Source organism: Novosphingobium sp. GW821-FHT09E05, from assembly GCF_059416165.1.
In genome coordinates this window covers 225,036-246,762 of sequence record NZ_JBWKOQ010000003.1, presented here as the reverse complement: position 1 = coordinate 246,762, position 21,727 = coordinate 225,036, and the positions used below count along the sequence as shown (strand labels likewise).

21 protein-coding genes are annotated in these 21,727 nt (G+C 67.7%); 8 read left to right on the top strand and 13 right to left on the bottom strand.

Annotated features, from left to right (window positions below; translation table 11 throughout):
- Both AC07M9_RS15535 and AC07M9_RS15530 read left to right on the top strand, forming a co-directional pair.
- On the top strand, positions 1–3,363 hold the full coding sequence (locus AC07M9_RS15535) for an ATP-binding protein (protein ID WP_494884845.1): 3,363 nt from the start codon (positions 1–3) through the stop codon (positions 3,361–3,363).
- A complete protein-coding gene (locus AC07M9_RS15530) occupies positions 3,360–4,277 on the top strand; it encodes a response regulator (protein WP_494884843.1) in 918 nt (305 codons plus the stop codon). Before AC07M9_RS15535 ends, AC07M9_RS15530 begins: the two co-directional genes overlap by 4 nt.
- Positions 4,278–4,286: 9 nt before the next feature.
- Here AC07M9_RS15530 and AC07M9_RS15525 read toward each other — a convergent pair whose 3' ends face one another.
- On the bottom strand, positions 4,287–5,387 hold the full coding sequence (locus AC07M9_RS15525; protein ID WP_494884841.1) for a DNA alkylation repair protein: 1,101 nt from the start codon (positions 5,385–5,387) through the stop codon (positions 4,287–4,289).
- A 107-nt stretch (positions 5,388–5,494) separates the two neighbouring features.
- Between AC07M9_RS15525 and AC07M9_RS15520 the strand changes: the two genes are divergently transcribed.
- Positions 5,495–6,163, top strand: coding sequence for a sulfite oxidase-like oxidoreductase (locus AC07M9_RS15520; protein WP_494884839.1), 669 nt, complete (start codon positions 5,495–5,497; stop codon positions 6,161–6,163).
- Positions 6,164–6,227: 64 nt separating this feature from the next.
- Here AC07M9_RS15520 and AC07M9_RS15515 read toward each other — a convergent pair whose 3' ends face one another.
- Positions 6,228–7,493: an amidohydrolase family protein gene (locus AC07M9_RS15515; RefSeq protein WP_494884837.1), complete on the bottom strand. Its 1,266-nt coding sequence runs from the start codon at positions 7,491–7,493 to the stop codon at positions 6,228–6,230.
- Positions 7,494–7,686: 193 nt separating this feature from the next.
- Here AC07M9_RS15515 and AC07M9_RS15510 point away from each other — a divergent pair, with 193 nt between their 5' ends.
- Entirely contained in the window at positions 7,687–8,964 is a 1,278-nt protein-coding gene (locus AC07M9_RS15510; RefSeq protein ID WP_494884835.1) for a cytochrome P450, read from the top strand.
- Positions 8,965–9,460: 496 nt separating this feature from the next.
- The gene (locus AC07M9_RS15505; RefSeq protein ID WP_494885052.1) at positions 9,461–10,753 is read left to right on the top strand and encodes a chloride channel protein; all 1,293 of its coding nucleotides are present in this window, start codon (positions 9,461–9,463) and stop codon (positions 10,751–10,753) included.
- A gap of 21 nt (positions 10,754–10,774) precedes the next feature.
- Here the strand turns inward: AC07M9_RS15505 and AC07M9_RS15500 are convergent, their stop codons facing one another.
- The 7 genes from AC07M9_RS15500 to ykgO all read right to left on the bottom strand — a co-directional run bounded on the left by AC07M9_RS15500 (position 10,775) and on the right by ykgO (position 16,344).
- Positions 10,775–11,539: a proteasome-type protease gene (locus AC07M9_RS15500; RefSeq protein ID WP_494884833.1), complete on the bottom strand. Its 765-nt coding sequence runs from the start codon at positions 11,537–11,539 to the stop codon at positions 10,775–10,777.
- A 58-nt stretch (positions 11,540–11,597) separates the two neighbouring features.
- Positions 11,598–12,461 (bottom strand): transglutaminase family protein, encoded by an 864-nt coding sequence (locus AC07M9_RS15495; protein ID WP_494884831.1) that lies wholly within the window; start codon positions 12,459–12,461, stop codon positions 11,598–11,600.
- A gap of 10 nt (positions 12,462–12,471) precedes the next feature.
- Positions 12,472–13,419, bottom strand: a complete 948-nt coding sequence (locus AC07M9_RS15490) for an alpha-E domain-containing protein (protein WP_494884829.1) — start codon at positions 13,417–13,419, stop codon at positions 12,472–12,474.
- A gap of 17 nt (positions 13,420–13,436) precedes the next feature.
- A complete protein-coding gene (locus AC07M9_RS15485) occupies positions 13,437–14,879 on the bottom strand; it encodes a circularly permuted type 2 ATP-grasp protein (RefSeq protein WP_494884827.1) in 1,443 nt (480 codons plus the stop codon).
- A gap of 208 nt (positions 14,880–15,087) precedes the next feature.
- A complete protein-coding gene (locus AC07M9_RS15480) occupies positions 15,088–15,396 on the bottom strand; it encodes a hypothetical protein (RefSeq protein ID WP_494884825.1) in 309 nt (102 codons plus the stop codon).
- A 100-nt stretch (positions 15,397–15,496) separates the two neighbouring features.
- Positions 15,497–16,123, bottom strand: coding sequence for an HAD-IA family hydrolase (locus AC07M9_RS15475; protein WP_494884823.1), 627 nt, complete (start codon positions 16,121–16,123; stop codon positions 15,497–15,499).
- Between the two features lie 95 nt (positions 16,124–16,218).
- Positions 16,219–16,344 (bottom strand): type B 50S ribosomal protein L36, encoded by a 126-nt coding sequence (ykgO, locus tag AC07M9_RS15470; protein WP_004210176.1) that lies wholly within the window; start codon positions 16,342–16,344, stop codon positions 16,219–16,221.
- A gap of 228 nt (positions 16,345–16,572) precedes the next feature.
- Here ykgO and AC07M9_RS15465 point away from each other — a divergent pair, with 228 nt between their 5' ends.
- The 3 genes from AC07M9_RS15465 (at position 16,573) to AC07M9_RS15455 (ending at position 19,163) form a co-directional block, all read left to right on the top strand.
- Positions 16,573–17,301: a hypothetical protein gene (locus AC07M9_RS15465; RefSeq protein ID WP_494884817.1), complete on the top strand. Its 729-nt coding sequence runs from the start codon at positions 16,573–16,575 to the stop codon at positions 17,299–17,301.
- A 96-nt stretch (positions 17,302–17,397) separates the two neighbouring features.
- Positions 17,398–18,024, top strand: coding sequence for a DUF4136 domain-containing protein (locus AC07M9_RS15460; protein WP_494885050.1), 627 nt, complete (start codon positions 17,398–17,400; stop codon positions 18,022–18,024).
- Entirely contained in the window at positions 18,021–19,163 is a 1,143-nt protein-coding gene (locus AC07M9_RS15455) for a M14 family metallopeptidase (protein WP_494884815.1), read from the top strand. Before AC07M9_RS15460 ends, AC07M9_RS15455 begins: the two co-directional genes overlap by 4 nt.
- 53 nt (positions 19,164–19,216) lie before the next feature.
- On the opposite strand, the gene AC07M9_RS15450 is transcribed toward AC07M9_RS15455, so the two are convergent.
- From AC07M9_RS15450 to AC07M9_RS15435, 4 genes are all read right to left on the bottom strand, one after another.
- Positions 19,217–19,849 carry an alpha/beta hydrolase gene (locus AC07M9_RS15450; RefSeq protein ID WP_494884813.1) on the bottom strand — a complete coding sequence of 211 codons (633 nt, stop codon included), beginning with the start codon at positions 19,847–19,849 and terminating at the stop codon, positions 19,217–19,219.
- A gap of 228 nt (positions 19,850–20,077) precedes the next feature.
- Complete coding sequence (locus AC07M9_RS15445) at positions 20,078–20,503, bottom strand: cytidine deaminase (RefSeq protein WP_494884811.1); 426 nt, start codon at positions 20,501–20,503, stop codon at positions 20,078–20,080.
- Positions 20,500–21,213: a glycoside hydrolase family 25 protein gene (locus AC07M9_RS15440; RefSeq protein WP_494884809.1), complete on the bottom strand. Its 714-nt coding sequence runs from the start codon at positions 21,211–21,213 to the stop codon at positions 20,500–20,502. The genes AC07M9_RS15445 and AC07M9_RS15440 overlap by 4 nt, the downstream gene beginning before the upstream one ends.
- Before the next feature lie 11 nt (positions 21,214–21,224).
- Positions 21,225–21,707 (bottom strand): UPF0262 family protein, encoded by a 483-nt coding sequence (locus AC07M9_RS15435; RefSeq protein ID WP_494884807.1) that lies wholly within the window; start codon positions 21,705–21,707, stop codon positions 21,225–21,227.
- Positions 21,708–21,727 lie beyond the last annotated feature (20 nt).

Genomic DNA, 21,727 nt, shown 5'->3' with positions numbered 1-21,727 from the left:
ATGAAGCAGCCCGATTACGTCCTGAAAGAAAAGCGGCTCTACAACAAGTGGGTCGCGACGCAGACACTTGAGGATTACGCGCTGCGCTTCACGGCGGATGCCGCGCGGCGCTGGTCTCCGCGCACGGTCGCGGGCACCGCGATCGGCGCGACCGCGTTCCTGGCCTGCGAGGCGATCGGCGCCTCGATCACGCTGGCCTACGGCTTCGCCAATGCGGTGGCCGCCATCGCCGCCGGCATGGCGCTGATGTTCGTGCTGGGGCTGCCGATCGCCTACCAGTCCGCCAGGCGCGGGCTCGACATCGACCTGGTGACACGCGGGGCCGGCTTCGGCTACCTCGGCTCGACCATCACCTCGCTGATCTATGCCTCGTTCACGTTCCTGCTGTTCTCGGTCGAGGCAACGATCATGGCAGTCGCCCTGCGCACGATGACCGGCATGCCGATGAGCATCGCCTACCTGGTCTGCGCGCTGGTGGTGCTCCCGGTCGCCTTCTACGGCATGAGCGCGATCACCCGCTTCCAGGCCTGGACCCAGTACTTCTGGATCGTGCTGCAGGTCGCGCCGATCGTCTACATCGTCTGGTCCGGCCCGCAGGCACTCTCCGAATGGTCGCACTATTCCGGAAGGTTCGGGCTGGCGGACGGCAGTGTCTCGCTGGTCCACTTCGGCTTCGCGCTGTCCACCCTGCTCTCGCTGCTGCCGCAGATCGGCGAGCAGGCCGACTACCTGCGGTTTCTTCCGCCGGAATCCAAGATCGGCCGGGCGCGCTGGTGGTCGGCGATGCTGATCGGAGGGCCCGGCTGGACCCTGTTCGGCGGCATCAAGCTGCTGCTGGGCTCCTACCTGGCGTGGCTTGTGACAAGCCAGGGCATGGCCTTCGACGATCCTTCCAATCCGATGACGATGTTCCAGGCGATCTTCACCCGGATGACCGGATGGCCGGCGCTCTCGCTGGTGGTGACGGGGCTGTTCATCGTGGTCTGCCAGCTCAAGATCAACGTCACCAACGCCTATGCAGGTTCCCTCGCGTGGTCGAACTTCTTCGCGCGACTGACCCACAGCCATCCGGGACGCATCGTCTGGATGGTGTTCAACGTGCTGCTGGCGCTGCTGCTGATGGAACTCGGCATCTTCACCATCATCGAGCAGATCCTGATCGTTTACGCCACCCTCGCCGCCGCCTGGATCGGCGCGCTGGCGGCGGACCTCATGGTATCGAAGCCGCTGCGCCTGTCGCCGCGCGGGATCGAGTTCAAGCGCGCCCATCTCTACGACCTCAACCCGGTCGGGCTGGGCGCCATGACGCTTTCGATCGCGGCGGCGACCTGCGCGCATTTCAACCTGCTCGGCCCGCTGGCGCAGGCCTTCGCACCGGTGATCGGGCTGGCCATCGCCTTCACCGCCGCCCCGGTGATAGCGCTGGCGACCCAAGGCCGCTATTACATCGCTCGCCGCAGCCGCTGGGCACCGGGCCTGACCAAGGCGACCTGCGTCATCTGCGAGAACCGCTTCGAACTGAGCGACATGGCGCACTGCCCCATGCACGCCGCACCGATCTGTTCGCTGTGCTGCACGCTGGAGGCGCGCTGCCACGACCGCTGCAAGCGCGACAGCCGGGCGACCCAGCAGATGGCGCTCTGGCTGGAGCGGATGCTCCCGCGAGGGGCTTCGCGCTTCGTCCACACGCCGATAGGGCACTTCGCCTTCCTGATGGCCGCCATCACCGCCGTGATAGCAGCGATCGTAGGCGCGCTTTCGTGGCAAATCGAACTGACCTCGCTCAATGCCGCGGCGCGCTTCTCCGGCGTGCTGATCGGGCTGTTTTTGCTGCTGCTGCTGTGCGGCGGGATCATCGCCTGGATCGTGGTGCTGGTCCATCACTCGCGCCGCTCCGCCATGCAGGAGAGCGAGCACCACGTGAACCTCCTGATGAACGAGGTCGAAGCGCACAACCGGACGATGAAGGAACTCCAGGCTGCCAAGGAAGCGGCCGAGGCCGCCAACACCGCCAAGAGCCGTTACCTCGTCAACGTCAGCCACGAGATCCGTTCGCCGCTGAACTCGATCTACGGCTACTCGCAACTGCTGGAACGCGGGCACGACGTGACGCCGGTGGAAGCCGCGAAGGTCATCCGCCGCAGTTCGGAGCATCTCACCAATCTCGTCGAAGGGCTGCTCGACATCTCGCAGGTGGAAAGCGGCGTGCTGCGCATTTCCAGCGAAACCGTGCGCTTCCCCTCCTTCGTCGACCAGATCGCCGACATGTTCCGCCCGCAGGCCGCGTCCAGAGGCATCGCCTTCCACTTCGAACGCCCCGAGCGCCTGCCCGCCTTCGTGCGCACCGACCAGAAGCGCCTGCGGCAGATCCTCATCAACCTGCTGTCGAACGCCATCAAGTTCACGCCCACCGGTTCGGTGACCTTCCGCGTCCATTACCGCAGCGAAATGGCGAGCTTCGACGTGATCGACACTGGGATCGGCATCTCGCAGGAGGACATCGACAAGGTCTTCGAACCGTTCGAGCGCGGCGGCAATCCCGACGCCCAGCGGCAGAAGGGCGTCGGCCTCGGCCTCTCGATCACGCAGGCGCTGGTCCGCATCCTTGGCGGCGACCTCGCGGTGGCGAGCGAACCGAGCAAGGGAACGTGCTTTACCGTGAAGCTGATGCTGGGCCAGGTCGTCGCCCCCCAGCAGGACGTGGAGGAAGCCGACCGCGTTTCCGGCTACGAGGGCGAGCGGCGCAAGGTTCTGGTGATCGACGACGATCCGGCGCAGGTCGGCATGGTGCGCAGTCTGCTGGAGCCGCTCGACTTCATCGTCCTGCACGCCTCGAACGGTGTGCAGGGCCATGCCCTCGCGCTGGCGGAGCAACCCGACATCGTCCTCCTCGACATCTCGATGCCGGGCGAATCCGGGTGGAACGTGTGCCGCCGCCTGCGCCAAGACCTCGGCCGTGATGTGAAGATCGTCATGGTCTCGGCCAATGCCCACGAATTCAGCCGCGGCGGCGACGGGCGCGCGAACCACGACATGTTCCTCAAGAAGCCGTTCGAGCTGGACGCCATGCTCGACGTCGTCGCCGATCAGCTGTCGATCCGCTGGATCGGCGAGAAACCCGCGGGCGGTCATACTCCGGTCCCCGGGTTCGGCGTCCGTCCGCTGCCGGACGCCGCCGCGTCGCTGCTCGCCGAGATCGAGCAGAAGGCGGTGATCGGCCACGTTCGCGGCATCGAAGCGGCTATCCGTGTGCTGGAAACCGCTGTACCCGAAGCCGCGCCTCTCGCCGCGCAGCTGCTCGAACAGCTCGACCGCTTCGACCTCCAGTTGCTCCTCAAGACCGTGAGAGCCCATAAGTCATGAGTACCGTCCACACCGACACCGTCCTGGTCGTCGACGATACCCCGGAATCGCTCCGGTTCCTGACCGACACGCTGGAATCCTCCGGCATCGCGGTCCTCGTCGCCACCAGCGGCGAAGCGGCGCTGGCGCTGCTGGAGCACGTCGTTCCCGACCTCGTGCTGATGGATGCGGTGATGCCGGGCCTCGATGGTTTCGAAACCACCCGCGCGATTAAGACCCGTCCCTCGAGCGCGCAGATCCCCGTCGTCTTCATGACCGGCCTGACCGAGAGCGAGCATGTCGTGCGCGCGCTCGAGGCGGGCGGGGTCGACTACCTGCGCAAGCCCATCGTCGTCGACGAACTGCTCGCCCGCGTGCGCGTCCACATGACCAACGCCCGCATTGCGCAGGGCAGCCACTTCGCGCTCGATGCCACGGGCCGCAGCCTGATCGCCATCCAGGGCGAAGGCGTGCTTGGCTGGTGCACCCCGACAGCGGAAAGGCTCCTCCAGACCCTGACGCCCGACTGGTCGCGCCATGGCGCCGAACTGCCCGCCCTGCTCGTCGCCCCCCTCGCCAAGCTCCTGTCCGAAGATGCCGCGCCCGGGACCACGGTCAAGCTGGACCTCGAAGGCGGGCGCACGCTGGAGGCCGTCGTCGTCGGCCGCTCGCGCCCCGGAGAGCTGCTGGTGCGCATCAACCTGATCGACCCGCAGGCCGACGTTGCCTGCCTGCAGAGACAGTTCGGCCTGACCCAGCGCGAGGCGGAAGTCCTGCTCTGGATCAGCTACGGCAAGCCCAACCGCGTCATCAGCGAAATTCTGCTCATAAGCCCCCGCACCGTGAACAAGCACCTCGAACAGGTCTTCGAGAAGCTGGGCGTGGAAACGCGCGCCGCGGCGGCCGCGTTTGCGGTGCGGGTGATCTCGCAGTAGCGGCGGCGGTCAGGTCAGGACGAAGTCGGCGCTCGCTTCGGTGCGGCCGTTGACGAGAAGTTCGACCGTGTGGACGCCGGGATGGTGGCGGCGGGTGCTGAAATCCTTGATGGTCTGCCGGATGCCGAGGCTCGCCGCCTCGCCCGCGCCGAGGGTGAAGGTCTTCAGCTTGAACACTTTGGCAGCCGCCCTGCCTGAGGCCCGCGCATAATGGACGCGGTAGTCGACGACCAGCCGCTGGGGCGCCGACGCGCTGGAGACCAGCTCGGCGCGGATTGCGATTTCATCGCCCAGCCGGACGGTCCCGGGCGACACCGAGAACGACATAAGCCGCACCGAGGCGCCGTGCGACACGCCGATCAGCGCCAGCGCACCGGGATCGCCCTGCTTGACGAGCGTGCGCAGGGCATGGCGCACGATCCACTGCGTCCGGGCATCGTCCTGCGGCCAAGTGGCGAGGCGCTCCAGCAGCCAGTCGGGACGCTCCTTGGCGATGTCGTTCAGGTGGTTGGCCACCGACTTGCGGACATAGGCGCTGGGGTCGGCCCGCAGCGCCTCGAGGATCGGTGCCGCCAGCGTGACGTCGGCCTTCAGCGCCGGGACCCGCGCCGCCCATGGCAGCCGCGGCCGGCTGCCTTCGCTGGCGAGACGCCGCAGATGCTCGTCCTCGCTCGCTGTCCACTCCAGCATCGTCGCCAGCGTCCGCGCCGGATCAAGACCGAGGAAGGGACGGATGGCGAACTCGGCAGTGCCGAAGCGGGTGAGCGTCGCCAGCGCCGCCAGCGAGGCCTCGACATCGTCCTGCCCGTGCCGCGCCACGAACTCGGTGACGGCGACCGCCTGGAATCCGTGGCTCAGACCCGGCGCCATAGCCAGCACGACCTCCAAGGCGGCAGGATAGTCGGCCGGCAGCGCGGGCGCCAGTGCATCGGCGATGTGCCGCACACGCTCCATGATCGACAGCCCGTCCAGCCCCGTACGCGCCGCATCGAGAAACGCGGCGCGATCGAAGCGGCGCGAGGCCGCCGTTCCCGCATCGGCGATCACCACGAGGGCAGCGGGTCCGAGGATGTCCTTCAACAACGCCGGGGTTTGCGGTTCGCTCGCCATCGTCTCGTCCCTTTCCGGAGCCACGCCACCCGACTCGATTGCCGCCGACGCCTGCGCTATAAGCAGCCATCGCCGCCCGTTCCACGCCCCTTCACGAAAGCCCGCGCATGGATGAGACCGATGATCGCGGTGCGCTTCCGCCCGACAGCAAGCTGACCCGCTCGAAGCAACGCTGGGCGAGCGAGCACAAGTTCATCACCGGCACCGAGGCCCGGCCGGAAACCGACCGCCTGCCGCCCGGCCAGCACCGGGTCGAGAACTGGCCGGTGCTCGACCTCGGGCAGCAGCCCGACGTCAGCCTCGAGCGCTGGCGCCTGACGGTCGGCGGCATGGTCACCCGGCCGGTGACGCTCGACTGGGCCGCGTTCATGGCGATGCCGCAGTCGCGCGTGCGCAGCGACATCCACTGCGTCACGACGTGGTCGCGCTACGACAATGACTGGACCGGCGTCGCCACCCGCGACCTGCTGGAGGCCGTGCAGCCGAAGGACGAGGCCAGCCATCTCATGCTTCACGGCTACGACGGCTATACCACCAACGTGCCGCTAGCCGACTTCGCGGCGGCGGACGCGATCCTGGTCCACCGCTGGCAGGGCAAGCCACTCTCCCGCGACCACGGCGGCCCGGTGCGGCTGGCGATCCCGCATCTTTACTTCTGGAAAAGCGCCAAGTGGATCAACCGGATCGACTTCCTCGGCGCCGACAAGCCCGGCTTCTGGGAAATCAACGGCTACCACATGCGCGGCGACCCGTGGGCGGAGGAACGCTACAGCTGAAGCGCGCACGAAAAACCCGGAGGCGGTCTCCCGCCCCCGGATTGTCCGTAACCCATAAATCCGATCAGAACGGCAGGTTGTAGAGCCTGACCGCGTTGTCCTGCAGGACCTTCTTCTGGATGGTCCGGTCGTAGCCGCCGAGCACGTCCTTGAGGTGCTCCTGCACGCCCGGATAGAGCGAGGTCGGGTGCGGGAAGTCGGTTTCGAACATGACGTTGTCGACGCCGATGATCTCCAGCAGGTACTTGGGCGCGATCTTCTCGAACCAGAAGGTGCAGTAGAAGTGGTCGCGGAAGTAGTCCCAGGGCTGCTTCCTGAGCACATCGCGCTTGCCGGCCAGCATTTCGCGGAACTGGTGTTCCAGCGCTTCCACCGCGAAGGGCACCCAGCCGGCGCCGCTTTCGATCAGGCCGATCTTGAGGCCCGGATGGCGGTCGAGACGGCCCGAGACCATCCAGTTGCCCAGCGTCGCGGCGTTGCCGATCGAGAACATCGTCGCCACGACCGACAGCGTCTGCTCGAACTGGAACCCTTCCCAGGTCAGCGTGTTCGGGTCGATCGCCGCGTTGAGGTGGAAGTTGAGCGGCAGCCCGGTGGCGTCGCACATCTCGAGGAACGGCGTCCAGTAGTCGTGGTTGAAGCTGGGCACGCCGACGCGCTCGGGCGTGTCGGGCAGCACGAAACCGCGCAGGCCCATGTCGTGGCAGCGGCGCGCTTCGGCCTCGAGCTGCTTCTGGTCCCAGAACGGCAGGTGGGCCATGTTGAAGATGCGCTGGCCCGAGGCTTCCTGGAACTCGGCCGAGGCGTCGTTGTAGATCTGGACGATCTGCAGCGCCAGTTCGGGATCGCCGAGGCTCATCAAGGCGCCGGCCTGGGTCACGCCCGAGTTCTGGAAGCCGATCTGGGCGTGGACGCCCATGTCGTCCATCGCCTGGAGGCGCGCCTTGAGTTCATGGCCGCCGGGGTGGGCCTGCTCCAGCTTCGGGAAGGCGAGGCGGCCCAGCAGCTTGTTGTTGTCGGCGCGGATGACGTTGCCGCCCAGCGTGCCGAAGTCACGGTCGCCCACGAACCAGCGGTCGGTGCCGTTGACGCGCTCGACGCGCGGCATCTTCGACTTGAGCGCTGCCGGCGCGCGCGAGGTGAACAGCTCGGGCGCTTCGGTGATGTGGGTGTCGGTGTCGACGATCTTGATGCCTGCGAACATCGGATCGAGCCCGCCCGACTGCGAGGCGTAGTCCACCTCGCGGATCAGGCCGCCGTCCTTGTATCCATCCGCGGACCAGTACTTGCGTGCCGACTGGGCCAGTTCCTGGGTGTCGTCATCGGCCATTGCGATTCTCCCGAAAAAATAATGGTGCTCGTTTCGCAACCGCGCCGGGACATGACAATCGCGCGGGGCAAGGCAACGCCGCGACGATGAATGGCGATGTCCTGCCCGATACGCGCGGAGCACGGCGGGAGCGTCGATCACGCTGCTTGCGGCCCGAATACCGGTCGGGCATTCATTCGGCCGGGAGAAGACCATGACACAATCGCGAACGCTTGACGACATCCGAGTGGAGTTCGACGCCCCGGACAACGTGCCGAAGGACCGCATCGTCGATCTGTCCTTCGCCAACGGCAGCGAACCCAACGACCTGGTCGATCCCTACGAGCCGTTCGCCTGGCTCAACGGCCCGGAAATCCCGCGCCTGCTGTACAATCCGCCCATGCGTTCGGGCCTGGGCGCGATCTCCGGCGCGCGGCGCGGCAACTGGGTGGTCTCGCACTACGAGGACATCGACCGCGTCTATTCCGACAACGATCATTTCTCGAACGCCGGCACCGCCGAGTTCCAGCGCCTGATCGGGGAGACCTTCAAGTCGATCCCGCTGGCGATCGACCCGCCGGACCATTCGAAGTACCGGCTCTACCTGATGCCGTACTTCAGCCCTTCGCGCATCACCCGCGAGATCGAGCCGCGCATCCGCCGGATCGTCGTCGAGATGATCGACGCAGTCGCCGCCAAGGGCGAAGTCGACATGGCCTGGGACTTCGGGCGGGTCTATCCGGTGCGCATCTTCATGGGCCTGATGGGCTTCCCCGACCGGATGTTCGAGCAGTTCCTCGACTGGGAATGGGACATCCTGCACTCGGGCACGCTGGAAAAGATGCAGGCGGCGCTGCGCAGCGTGCTCGACTTCCTGCGCGCCTTCATCGCCGAGAAGGAGGCGAACCCGGACGAGCACCTCGTCTCCTCGATCGTCCACGGGACAATCCAGGGCCGCGCGCCGACCGACGACGAGAAGATCGGCATGGTCTGGTTCCTCTGGCTCGGCGGGCTCGACACCGTGGCGGCGACGATCGCGCAGATGTTCCGCCGCATGGCCCTCCAGCCCGAGATCCAGCGCCGGCTGCGGGAGAATCCGGCGCTCATCAACGGCGCGGTGGAAGAGTTCCTGCGTACCCAGCCGATCCTCTCCTCCACCCGCAGCGCGACCCGCGACTTCGAGTGGCACGGCGTCCAGATCCGCAAGGGCGACTCGGTGCAGTGCCTCAACCCGGCGGGCAATTTCGACCCTACCCGGTTCGAGAACCCGCGCGCGTTCGACCCCGAGCGCCGCGCCAACCGCCACTTCACCTTCGTCGGCGGCGTCCACATCTGCCTCGGCGCGCACCTCGCCCGGCGCGAGCTGCGCGTGCTGCTCGAGGAATGGTTCGCCCGCATCCCCGAGTTCCGGCCCAAGCCGGGCTCGGACACCAGCGTGTTCCCGGGCCTGCTCTCGATCCGCAACCTGCCGCTGGTCTGGGACGCGGCGTGAGCGGCAGGTCGCGCTGATCGTCGCGCGGCGGGAGCGGGTGGGCCCGCCCCGCAGTGCGGTGCAAGGCGACACAAGGTTTACACGGTTTACACGGTCCAAGGGGGGAAACTGCCTCCCCCGGGCCAAAATGTGTCGCCTTGCGCCGCAAATGTGTCGCCTTGCGCTGAAAAAGTGTCGCCTTGTACGCCGCCGGTGTCGCCTTGCGTGTGCGATGTGTCGCCTTGTGCGCCGCAAGTGTCGCCTTGCTCGCACGGCGGGAGGCTTCGCGAGGCGGGGCCATCGGGAAAGGGGGGTTGCGAACCATGCAGCCAGCCTAACGCGCCGGCATGGCTGTAGGAAAGCGGGCCATCCGACGCGGCGGCGGATGCCGGGCGGTCCTGAAACCCGGATTTTCCGGGACGCGGCTGAGCCGCCAAGGGTAGACAGGCGCCGCAGGGGGCTGCGATAGGGCATGGGCCGTTTCCCCCGCCGATTGAAGGGTCTTGCCATAGTGACCATGCGCCGCCGCCTGTCGCCACGACGTCTTCGCGTGGCGCTGCGCCGCCACGGTCCCGAAGCGCTGGTCTGGCGGCGCCGGGTGGCGATCGTCGGCGGCGCGGTGCTGGTCGGCCTCGTGGCGCTGGTCTTTGCCGAAGTCGCGGACCGGGCCAACGCCCTGTTCCATGCCTTCTCCGGCCGCTGGCGGTGGGCGCCGCTGATCGCCACGCCGGCCGGCTTCGCCGTCATCGCCTGGCTGACGCTGCGCTTTGCGCCGCTGGCGAAGGGATCGGGCATCCCGCAGGTGATGGCCGCGACCAAGAATCCGGAAGGCTCGCTTTCGACGCTGGTGTCCGCCCGCGCCGCGATCGCCAAGTTCTTCCTCACCATCGGCGCACTGCTGGTGGGCGCTTCGGTCGGCCGCGAGGGACCGACGGTGCAGATCGCGGCGGCCATCATGGGCCGGATGCACCGGGTGATGCGCGTGCCGCTGCGCTCTTCGGTCTATATCGCAGGCGGCGCGGCGGGCGTGGCGGCGGCCTTCAACACGCCGCTGGCCGGCGTCGCCTTCGCCATCGAGGAACTGGCGGCGGCCTACGAGCAGCGCATGACGCTTCTGGTGATGGCGGCGGTGCTGATCGCCGGCATGGTCAGCCTCGGGATCGCGGGCGACTACATCTATTTCGGCGCCATGCGCCAGACGCTGGGCTTCCCGCAGGCCCTCGTCGCCGCGCCGCTTGCGGGGCTTGTGGGCGGCATGGCGGGCGGGACATTCTCGCGGCTCATGCTGGCCGCCGGCACCGCGCCGCTGCGTCCGATGACCTGGCTGCGCGCGCGCCCGGTGCTGCTGGCCGCCGCCTGCGGGGCGATCGTGGCCGTGCTCGGGGTGTCGACCGGCCTGACCTGGGGCACCGGCTACGATGCCGCCCACGGCATCATCGCCGGCCAGGACATGCCAATATGGTTCGGCGCCGCCAAGTTCGCGGCGACCCTGGCAACGGCGGTTTCCGGCATACCCGGCGGCATCTTCGCGCCGTCGCTCTCGATCGGCGCCGGCATCGGCGACCTTCTGCGCGGCATCCTGCCCGGCTATCCGTCCGGCGCCGTCGTCCTGCTGGGAATGGTCGCCTACTTCACCGGCGTGGTGCGCGCGCCGCTCACCGCGGTGATCATCATTTCCGAGACCACCGCCAGTCGCGGACTGATGATGCCCCTGCTCGCCGCGGCGCTGATCGGTGATTTCGCCGCCCAGTTCGTGTGCAAGGAGAAGCTCTATCACGGCCTTTCGCAGCGGTTCCTGCCAAAGGCCTGATGGGGCCGGAGCTCCCCGCCCCTAGCCCACGACTTCCTTGACCGCAGGGTCCATGCGGTAGTCGGGCAGCCCGTCGAGCGCGGTGCGCATGGCTTCGCTCCAGCTGGTCGAGACCGAGCGGAAATAGGCGTCGGAGGCGTCGATCCGGCGTTCGTGGCGGGGCGTGAACTGGTCGCGCTCGATCACCAGCAGGTCCAGCGGCAGTCCGACCGAGAGGTTGGCCTTGAGCGTCGAATCGAACGACACCGTCATCAGCTTGACCGCGCTTTCGAAGCTCATCGTGCGTTCGTAGCCGCGGATCAGGATCGGGCGGCCGTACTTGGTCTCGCCGATCTGGAAGAACGGGGTGTCGAAGCTGGCCTCGATGAAGTTGCCCTCGGGGTAGATCAGGAACAGCCGGGGTTCCATGCCCTTGATCTGGCCGGCCACGATCATCGAGGCGCTGAAGGTGCCGGCGGCGGCCTTCTGGCCGTTGTCGGCCGCGCGTTCGGAGATGGTGTCCTGCAGCAGGTTGCCCACGATCGAGGCGACCTTGAACATCGTCGGCGCCTCGAGCAGCGAGTTGTGACGCTCGGACGGGGCCTTGTTGCGTTCCTCCAGCTGGCTGATGACGCCCTGCGTGGTGGCGAGGTTTCCGGCGGTCATCACCGTGATGATCCGCTCGCCGGGAATTTCCCAGTGGTACATCTTGCGGAAGGTGGAGATGTTGTCGACGCCCGAATTGGTGCGGGTGTCGCTCATCAGAACGAGCCCGCGATCCAGCATCATGCCAACACAATAGGTCATCGAAAAAGCCTTTAGCAAACCCGTTAGCGGCGCGCCCATCACCGGCGCGGCGGCGTTCTCAGCCGCCTTGTACCTGCTGCTGCCCGCCCGACGCGGACTGCTGCTGCTGGGCTCCTACCTTATTTTCACCTACCGACAAGTGAACGTCGAGTCGGGTTTCCCCAGCTCCTATGGCGATACCTGTAACCGGCGCCGCCTCGCCATAGTCACAACCGGTGGCTACGCGGATATACCGTTCGTCGGGGCAGATCGCGTTGGAGACATCGAAACCGACCCAGCCGAGGCCGGGGACATGCGCTTCGGCCCAGCCATGCCCGGCTTCCTGCTCGTCTCCGCTGTCCATGCGCAGGTAGCCGCCGACGTAGCGCATCGGCACGTCGAGGAGGCGCCCGGCGGTGATGAAGATATGCGCGTGGTCCTGGCACACGCCCTTGCCGGCGGCGAGCGCCTGTTCGGCGGTGGTGTGGGCATCGGTGGTGCCGCCGACATATTCGACCTGCTCGGCGATCCGGTCGGACAAAAGATGCAGGAAGCCCAGCACGTCCGAACGGTCCGCCTCGATGCCGGCCAGCAACTGGCGCACCTTGGGGCCGGGCCGGGTCAGCGCGGTCGGGCGCAGGAAGCACCACAGCGGCATCAGCCCGGTGTGCGGGCCGGTGATGCCGTTGTTGTCGATGGTGCGCACCGTGCCTTCGCAGGTGACGACGACTTCGGGCACGCCCGGCACGATCGAGACGAGGTCGACGTGGTTGAAGTGCTGGTCGTCGTAGGCGGCTTCCTGCCGGGCCCCGGAGAGGTCCATGCGCCAGTCGACCACTTCCTGCCCGTGCGTGGACTTGGGCTTGAGGCGCAGGCGCTGGAGGCCGTGGGTGACCTTGTCGGCGAAGACATAGCGGGTGGTATGCTTGACGGTGAGGAGCACGCTTGCCCTCCTACGCGCTGAAACGGTAATCGGCGGCGATCGAGCCGGCGATCTCGATGGTCTTGCCGATGAAGTCCTGCAGGAATTCATGCAGGCCGCCCTCGAAGATGTCCTCGATGGTGATCTGGTGCAACCTGGCCCCGGCATCGCGCAGCAGTTCGTGCGACGGCACCTCGTGCCCGTATTCCTTGGCGAGGCCCGCCATGTTGCTGCGGATCTTCTCGTAGGAGAACACCAGGCTGCGCGGGAACTGGCCGTCGAGGATCAGGAAGCGGGCGATCCCGCGCGGGTCCATCGAGCCGGCGTTGAGCCACGAATAGGCCCGGTTGCCCGCCACCGAGCGCAGCAGCGTGTCCCACTGCACGTTGTCGAGGCTGGAGCCGACCCACGCGGCGGAGGGCAGCAGCACGTAGTACTTCACGTCGAGGATGCGCGCGGTGTTGTCCGCGCGTTCGATGAAGGTGCCGATGCGCGAGAAGTTGAACACCTCGTTGCGCAGCATCGTGCCCTCGATCGCGCCGCGCACCAGCGTGCCGGTGCGGCGGATCTGGGTCAGCACTTCGCCCAGGCTGGTCTCGCGCACGGGGCGCGCGAGGAGGTCGCGCAGGTGCATCCAACCTTCGTTGGTGGTCTCCCATACCGCATTGGTCAGGCTGGTACGCACGACGCGCGCGTTGGTGCGCGCATTCTCGACCATGTTGAGCACGGAGCCGGGATTATCGCGGTCGCGCAGCAGGTAGTTGAACACCTGGGTGCCGTGGAAGTCGACATGCTTGGAGCAGTAGTCGTCGAGCAGGCCGGTGGTGGTGAGGACCGACTTCCACTCCTCGTCCTGCGACTGGCGGTTGCCCCGCGTCAGCGCGAGGTGGAAGCCCACGTCGATCAGGCGCGCGGTGTTCTCCGCCCGCTCGAGATAGCGCGACATCCAGAATACGCCATTGGCGGCACGGCCCAGCATTTAGACGTTACCCCCCTTCACTCGTCCAGCACCCAGCTGTCCTTGGTGCCTCCGCCCTGCGACGAGTTGACCACGAGGGATCCTTTCTTGAGCGCCACGCGGGTCAGGCCGCCGGGCGTGATGTCGATGCCGTCGGGCGAGACCAGCACGAAGGGCCTGAGGTCGACGTGCCGGGGCGCGAGGCCTTCCTTCTGGAAGATCGGCACGGTCGAGAGCGAAAGCGTGGGCTGGGCGATGTAGTTCGAAGGCTTGGCGCGCAGCTTGACCTCGAAGTCGGCGATTTCCTTCTTCGAGGAGGTCGGCCCGATCAGCATGCCGTAGCCGCCCGAGCCGTGGACTTCCTTGACCACCAGATCGGCGAGGTTGTCGAGCACGTAGCCCAGCGAATCCGCTTCCGAGCAGCGCCATGTCGGCACGTTCTGGAGGATCGGCTTCTCGCCGGTGTAGAACTCGACGATCTCGGGCATGTAGCTGTAGATCGCCTTGTCGTCGGCGATGCCGGTGCCCGGCGCATTGGCGATGGTGATCCCGCCCGCGCGGTAGACGTCGAAGATGCCCGCCACGCCCAGCTGCGAGTTCGGGTTGAAGCTGAGCGGGTCGAGATAGTCGTCGTCGACCCGGCGATAGAGCACGTCGATCGCCTTGTAGCCGGTGGTCGTGCGCATGCACACGCGCCCGTCGACCACGCGCAGGTCGTTGCCTTCCACCAGTTCGGCGCCCATCTGGTCGGCGAGGAAGGCGTGCTCGAAATAGGCGGAATTGAAGATGCCCGGGGTGAGCACCGCGACCACCGGGCGGCTGCCGCCCTCGCCCTTGAAGGCGGGCGGCGCACAGGCCTGAAGCGAGCGGGCAAGGCGGCGCGGATAGTCCGAGACCGGGCGCACCGGGATCCTGGTGAACAGCTCGGGGAACATCGCCATCATCGTCTCACGGTTCTCGAGCATGTACGAGACGCCGGAGGGGGTGCGGGCGTTGTCTTCGAGCACCATGAAGTCGTCGGTGCCGGTGCGCACGAGGTCGATGCCGACGATGTGGGTATAGACCCCGCCCGGCGGCGTGAAGCCGATCATCTGCGAGAGGAACGCCTCGTTGTTGCGCAGGGCTTCTATCGGCAGACGGCCGGAGCGGATGATCTCCTGCCGGTGGTAGAGGTCCTGGAGGAAGGCGTTCAGCGCCCGCACCCGCTGTTCGATCCCGCGCGTCAGCTTGCGCCATTCGCGCGCGGTGATGATGCGGGGGATCATGTCGAAAGGAATCAGCCGTTCTTCGGCCGCATCGTCGCCGTAGACGTTGAAGGTAATTCCGATCCGGCGGAAGAAACGCTCGGCCTCGGCATCCTGTCTTCTCAGCCAGCCCTTGTCCTGACTGTCGAACCACTGGCGAAATTCGGCGTAGGCGGGACGAACGGACCCGTCCGCATTGAGCATCTCGTCGAAATTCGTCCCGGTTTCAGCCGACATTGTGACTCCCTGTTGCACAAGTGATGCAACACGAATCGAGACTTGCCAAGGACTCTCGCTGCACTTGCGAAGAAAAATTAACGATGCCGGAATTCACGCAAATCGGACCGTTCCGATCGTCAATCGCGCAGGCGCCCCGGCACGACCGCCGGCGCATGCGATCGGCACCGGCGGCTGCCGCGATGGCCCGGTTCCCGCGTCGGCCGGGCTATTCGCCATCCGCCCGCGCAAACGGCATTTCTTCCGCGGGCCCCAGCTTCTCGGCGCCGGAGAAGATCGCGTCCAGGCGGCCGCACACTTCCTTGCGGAAGTCCGCCCGCAGCATCGGCCGCGGCGCGGTCAGGGCGATTTCATCCGCGATCGCTTCCTTGACCCGGCCCACGGCTTCCCCGCTCAGCACGCCGGCCGCCTGCAGTTCCTTGCAGAGCTGGACCAGCCCGGCAGCGGTGGCCTGCGCGCGAAGCCCCACGTTCTTGAGGTCGAGATGCAGCCTTTTCTGTTCCATGCCTACGGTCATCGCTCTCTCCTTTCGCTGCGGCCACAAGGAACTAACGCATGGCGGGGCAAGGGTTCCGCGATGCGCGGCAGAAAGGTGGCCACCCGAAAGGCCCTGAGGCTTAAACCAGCCCCCGCGCAGCAAGGTCCGCCCGCAGCGCACCGGCGTCGTGGAAGTGATGCACCTGCCAGCCGAGCGCCCGCGCGGCGGCGATGTTGGCGGCGTTGTCGTCGATGAACAGCATCGCGCCAGGCTCGTGCCCGAATCGCGCGGCGGCGAGGGCGAAGATGCGCGGGTCCGGCTTGACTATCTTCTCGTCGCCCGAGACGACCACGTCTGCGAACAGGTCGAACAGCGGCTCCCCGGCGCGGTAGTCGCGCCAGAAGGGGCTGGCGAAGTTGGTGATGGCGAACAGCGGCACCGACCGGCCCGCCAGCTCGCGCACGATCTCATGGCTGCCCGGCACGTTGCCCGGGATCGTCTCTAGAAACCGCGCGGCATAGGCGTCGAGCAGGGCGTCGTGCCCGGGGAACTCGGCTTTGCGCGCCGCGACCATCTCGGCAAGCTCGCGCCCGGCGTCGTGCTCGAAGTGCCACGCCTCGGTGACGACGTTCGCGAGGAACCAGTCGAGCTTCCCGGGATCCGCTATCAGCTGCCCGAACAGCGCGCGCATGTCCCATTCGACAAGCACGCGGCCGACATCGAAGACCACCGCTTCGGCAGGAGGGAAAACGGGAACGACCGACATGACAAGACCCCCGCGAACCGCGGGGGCCTCATGCACTTCGATGCGAAACGATCCGCCTTGTCGCCAGCCCGGTAAGGCCGGCGAGGCGGGCCGAATCAGCCCTGGCGGGCCTTGAAGCGGCGGTTGGTCTTGTTGATCACGTAAGTACGGCCGCGACGACGGATCACGCGGTTGTCCCGGTGACGGCCCTTGAGCGACTTGAGGCTGTTGCGAATCTTCATGGTCTGTCTCGTCCGTGTCGTGTCTGTGGCGGTTACCGACCGCCGGAAATTCGAAGTGGCGCCGTTAGTGGCCGCCGCGCTCAAAGTCAAGCAGGCTGCGCCTTCGCGGCAACGTTGCAGTTGGTTTCACAAGGCTTATGTACCTTGTTCATCCGCGGGCAACTTGCCGCGCGCATAACAGCATATCGGGCGCGACCCCACCGAATTCGGACAAAAACGATACCCACCATGCAAAAGCTCAGAGGCGCGGCGATCGCCGCAGGCATCGCCGCCATGCTGCTCGCCGCCCCGGCGGCGCAGGCCCAGTGGGGACCCGGTTGGGGTTCCGGCTGGGGCGGCGGCGGAGGCTGGGGCCGCGGCTCCATGCTCGATTCGCCGCGCGTGAATTCCCGCTCCGGCGATTCGCGCGAGGGCCGGGTCGAGGTGACGCGCTTCGTCACCGCAGATCCCGCCGCGGCCGAACTCGGCAAGGGGCCGGTCTCGGTCGAGTCCGAATCGGGCGACGGTCCCTGGGTCGAGGCCAGCATGCGCCGCACCTTCGAGGCCGCGATCGTCGATGCGCTCGTGGGCGCGGGCTACGACACGCTCCACCCCGACGTGCCGCAGCCGCAGATCACCAGGCTCAAGATCTCGCGCCAGGTGCTCACCCCGGCCGAGGAAAAGCGCAGCCCCGTCAGCGGCACCGCCGCCATGGAAGTGGGCACCTATGGCCAGTCCTATGGCCTTGGCATCAACATCGACATGACAAAGCCGCGCTCGGCGCTGGTCTCCACCCGCCTCGACGCGCGCATCCTCGACAAGGACAGCGGCAAGGTGCTGTGGGAAGGCTATGCCACGATCGCGACACGCGAAGGCGACGCCAAGTGGAGCGACGGCATGATCGCCACCAAGCTGGCCGGCGCGCTGTTCGACAACTTCCCCAAGGCCGACGCGATCACCCCGGTCGGGGCGGGGTAAACATCCGGCCCGCAAAAGCCCCAATGGCTTGCATACCCTTGGCGGAGCGCGCAAAACCGCGGGCGAAACGGTAAAGGCTGGAGAGGAACGATGGCGATGATCGAGCGCAGAGGTCCCGCGCGGCGGTTCACCGCGGCCATCCTGCTCGTCGGCGCCGCGGCGCTTTCCGGCTGCGTCGCGCCGGTGGGGCCGGTGGAGGTCACCCGCTTCCACGTGCCCGACACCGCCCGCCTCGGCCGCGGCACCATCCGTGTCGAGCCCGCGCCCGGTCAGGCCGATTCGCTGGAATTCCGGACTTATGCCGGCGCCGTCGCGCAGGAACTGGCGCGCTACGGCTACACCGAGCCGCTGCCGGGCGCCGCGCCGAGCCAGCAGGTCGCGCTGCTGACGGTGGAGCGGCAGACCTACAAGCCGCAGCGGGGTGGCAGCCCGGTCTCGGTCGGCCTCGGCGGCGCCACCGGCGGCTATGGCTCGGGCGTCGGGGCGGGGCTCAGCATCGACCTTTCAGGCCCGCCCAAGGACCAGATCGCCACCCGCATCTTCGTCGCCATCCGCGAGCGCGCCGCGCCGCCCGCCGCCACCGCGCTGTGGGAAGGCCGCGCCGCTTTCGTGGTGCGCGCCGATTCGCCGCTCGCGCAGGCCCCGCTCGGCTCGGCAAAAGTGGCCGAAGCGCTGTTCAAGGGGTTCCCTGGGCAGTCGGGCGAAACTATCTCGGTGAAATGACCGATATCCAGATCAACGCCGCGTTCGACGCCGGCAACATCGAAGTCCTCTCCATCGACGGCGCCGAGGCCCGTCTCGCGATCCGCAGGGACCACGAATCGGAGTTCTTCCAGTGGTTCCACTTCCGCGTCGCCGGTGCTGCCGGACGCGAGGTGACCTTGCGCATCACCGGCCTCGGCGCTTCGGCCTATCCGGGCGGCTGGCCAAACTACGACGCGGCGGTGTCCGAGGACCGCGAGTTCTGGGGCCGCGCCGCCAGCCGCTACGACGAGAGCGCCGAGGGCGGCACCCTGACGATCCGCTACCAGCCGGCGGGCGACCTCGCGTGGTTCGCCTATTTCGCGCCCTACTCGATGGAGCGCCACCACGACCTCGTCGCCGACGTCGCGGGGGCGGAGGGCGTGGCGCACCGCTCGCTCGGCCTCTCCCTCGACGGCCAGCCGATCGACTGCCTAGAAATGGGCTCGGGCGCGGTGCAGGTGTGGCTCTACGGCCGCCAGCACCCCGGCGAGACGATGGCCGAATGGTGGATGGAAGGCGCGCTCGACGTGCTGGCCGACCCCGCCGATTCGGTGGGCCGCGAGCTGCGCAAGCGTTGCCGCTTCCACGTGGTCCCCAACGCCAATCCCGACGGATCGCGCCGGGGGCACCTGCGCACCAATGCCGCGGGCGTGAACCTCAACCGCGAATGGGCGACGCCCAGCGCGGACAAGTCGCCCGAAGTCGTCGCCCTGCTGGGCGCGATGGATGCCAGCGGCGTCGATTTCGCCATGGACGTCCACGGCGACGAGGCGATCCCGGCGGTCTTCCTCGCCGGGTTCGAGGGCATTCCCTCGCTCAGGGATGCGCAGCTGGCAGGCTACAACCGCTTCGCCGCGCTGCTGGAAAGGCGCACGCCCGATTTCCAGACCAAGCTCGGCTATCCGCTGACCCGGCCGGGCAAGGGCAACCTCACCATGTCGACCAACCAGCTCGCCGAGCGCTTCGGCGCGGTGTCGATGACGCTGGAAATGCCCTTCAAGGACCACAACCCCGCCGCCGACAAGCGGCAGGGCTGGAGCCCGGAGCGCTCCGCCCAGCTCGGCCGCGACTGCATGGGCGCGCTGCTGGAATGGCTGGTGGAGCGCGAAGCGGCATAAGCGCTCTCAATCCTCCCCGGAACGGGGAGGATGGCCCCACAAGCGACCTGCCCTCAGATCGCCGCCCACTGGCGCAGCGCTTCGCGGATCGCGAGGTTCTCGTCCTGCGTCCAGTGCGGGGTGAGCGAGCCGGCGGGCTCGAGGCCGAGCACCGACTGCACCAGCGTCCAGCCCTGCGCCCAGCCGCCGCGCGTGTCGTCGGAGACGGGGGCGGCGCCCCAATCCTCGGCCAGACGGATCGCCGCGCGCTGGCCGGCGGCGTCGGCGTCGAGGTCGCTGACCACGAACGAGGGGAACGGCAGGGCCTGACGCGGGCAGGCTCCGAAACCCGCGAGGCGCGGGTCGGCGCCGGGCAGGTCGACGTTGGGCAGGTTCACCATGACCGCGCCCACCACCGGGCTCTCCTCGTCGAAGCGCTCGAATTCGGCCCACCACGCCAGCGCCAGCGCGGCGATGTCGTCGGTCACCACCACCACCGGCCGGTCGGCGCGGCGGATCGCGATGTTCAGCTTGTTGACCCAGGTGTTGCGATGCGGCTCTTCCCACAGGCCGAGTTCGACGATCTCGCTATGCTCGCTCCACTGCGTCCAGCGGTGCATCCAGTGCCCCGCCGCCAGCGGCGTGCCGGGCACGAGCAGCACGAGGGGCTTCTGGTCCTGCGGCTGGGCTTTACGAAGGGTTGCCATGGGAAACTCCATTGTTCGGGTTCCGCCGGTCGACTCTGTCTGGTCCCGACTGGCCTTCGTTATATCTCAACTCAAACGATAGACAATAGGGGTGCGGCGAGGCGATCGCGTGTGGCGGCATGTCGTTCGCAGCCGTCCCACGTTCGCGCTCCCCGGACACCCCGTCGTCCCCGCGCAGGCAGGGGCGACGGCCTATTTTTTCGAGGGTACGATCCGGCCGCCCGCGCCTCAGAGCAGGTTCGCGGGCCCGAACGCGTGCGGCAGCAGGTCCGACAGGCGCAGTTCGAGCACGCCTTCCGCGCCGTCGCACCAGATCACCGGGTCGGTGCCGCCCACCTGCGCGATTTCGTTGAGGACCTGCCGGCAGCGCCCGCAGGGCGTGACCCGCGCGCCCTGCCCCGGCTCGCCCGGCGCGCCGCCGGTGACGGCGACGGCCTCGACCGCAAGGCGCCTGCCCGACAGGATCTTCGCCACCGCCACCGTCTCGGCGCAGAGCGCTAGGCCGTAGCTGGCGTTCTCGACATTGGCGCCGGTGACGACCGAGCCGTCCGCCATCAGCAGCGCGGCGCCGACGTGGAAACGCGAATAGGGGGCATAGGCGCCGGCCGCGGCCTCGCGGGCGGCGGCCATGAGGGTGTCTCGGGTATCGCTCATGGCTGCATCACTACCCAGCGCAGCCCCCCTTGCGCAATCTCGTTGGCGAGGTCGGCGTTGGCCGTCCACAGCGTCCACGGACGACCGCCATAGGACGGCTCGAAGCGGTCGCGCACCAGCCACAGGTTGCGGTCGAGCTTGTGGGCGATCGTGTAGCGCGCCTCGAATGCCGGGCTGACCTTGAGGATCACCGCCTTGCCGGCATGCGTCTCGACCTGGTTGAGGAAGGTCATCAGTTCGCTCTCGACCCGGGCATCGCTGACTTTCACCGGGCAGCCGTCGCCCAGCATGTCGAGTTCGACCGCCGGGGGCAGCAGCCGGGCATCGCGCGGCACGGTGGTGACGAAGTTCGCCGCCTGCGTCCCGGCGGGCTGGCAGGGATCGTAGCGGTGGAGCGCGCCCACCTCCATGCCGGCGGCGCGCGCCGCCTCGAAGTTCGCGACGAAGCGCGGGTCGCGCGCGAAGGCGCTGGCGCTGGCATCGACGTAGGCGAAATCGGCGCCGACGGCTTTCAGCGACTTCCAGCTGACCTCGCCGTCGTCAGCGCCGATCTCGACGCCCTGCGCCGCGTAGACCGCGCGCTCGGGCACCCAGTGGCGCAGATGCCACCAGCCCCAGGTTCCGGCGACGATAGCCGCCAGCACCGCTGCCCCCAGGAGGTGCAATCGCCAGTTGCCTTTCGCGGCCTTGCCGCCCTTTCGCGCTGCCATGGGTCCCGTCCTCAGCCGCGGATGTGCAGGACGCAGATCAGCGTGAACAGCCGGCGCGCGGTGGGGTGGTCGGTCTCGATCTTGCCCTCCAGGCGCTCCAGCAGCAGTTCCGCCGCCTCGTTGTGGACACCGCGCCGCGCCATGTCGATGGTCTCGATCTCCTGCGCGGTGGCTTTGCGAATCGCCTGGTAGTAGCTCTCGCAGATCGCGAAATACTCGCGGATCGGCCGGCGGAACCGCGCGAGGCCGAGCACCAGCGTCTCCAGCGCGGCACCGTCCTCGCCTGCGATCTCCAGCGACAGCCGGCCGTCGCGGACCGATAGGCGCAGGCGATAGGGGCCCTCGTGGCCCGCCGCGCTGGTGCGTACCGGGCGGAACACGTTGTCCTCGATCAGGTCGAAGATGGCGATGCGCCGTTCCTGCTCGATATCGGCGTTGCGCCACAGGATGGTCGCATCGTCTAGCTCGATGTGGGAGATGCGCGGGTCCGGCATGATCGGGTTGCCTTTACGCG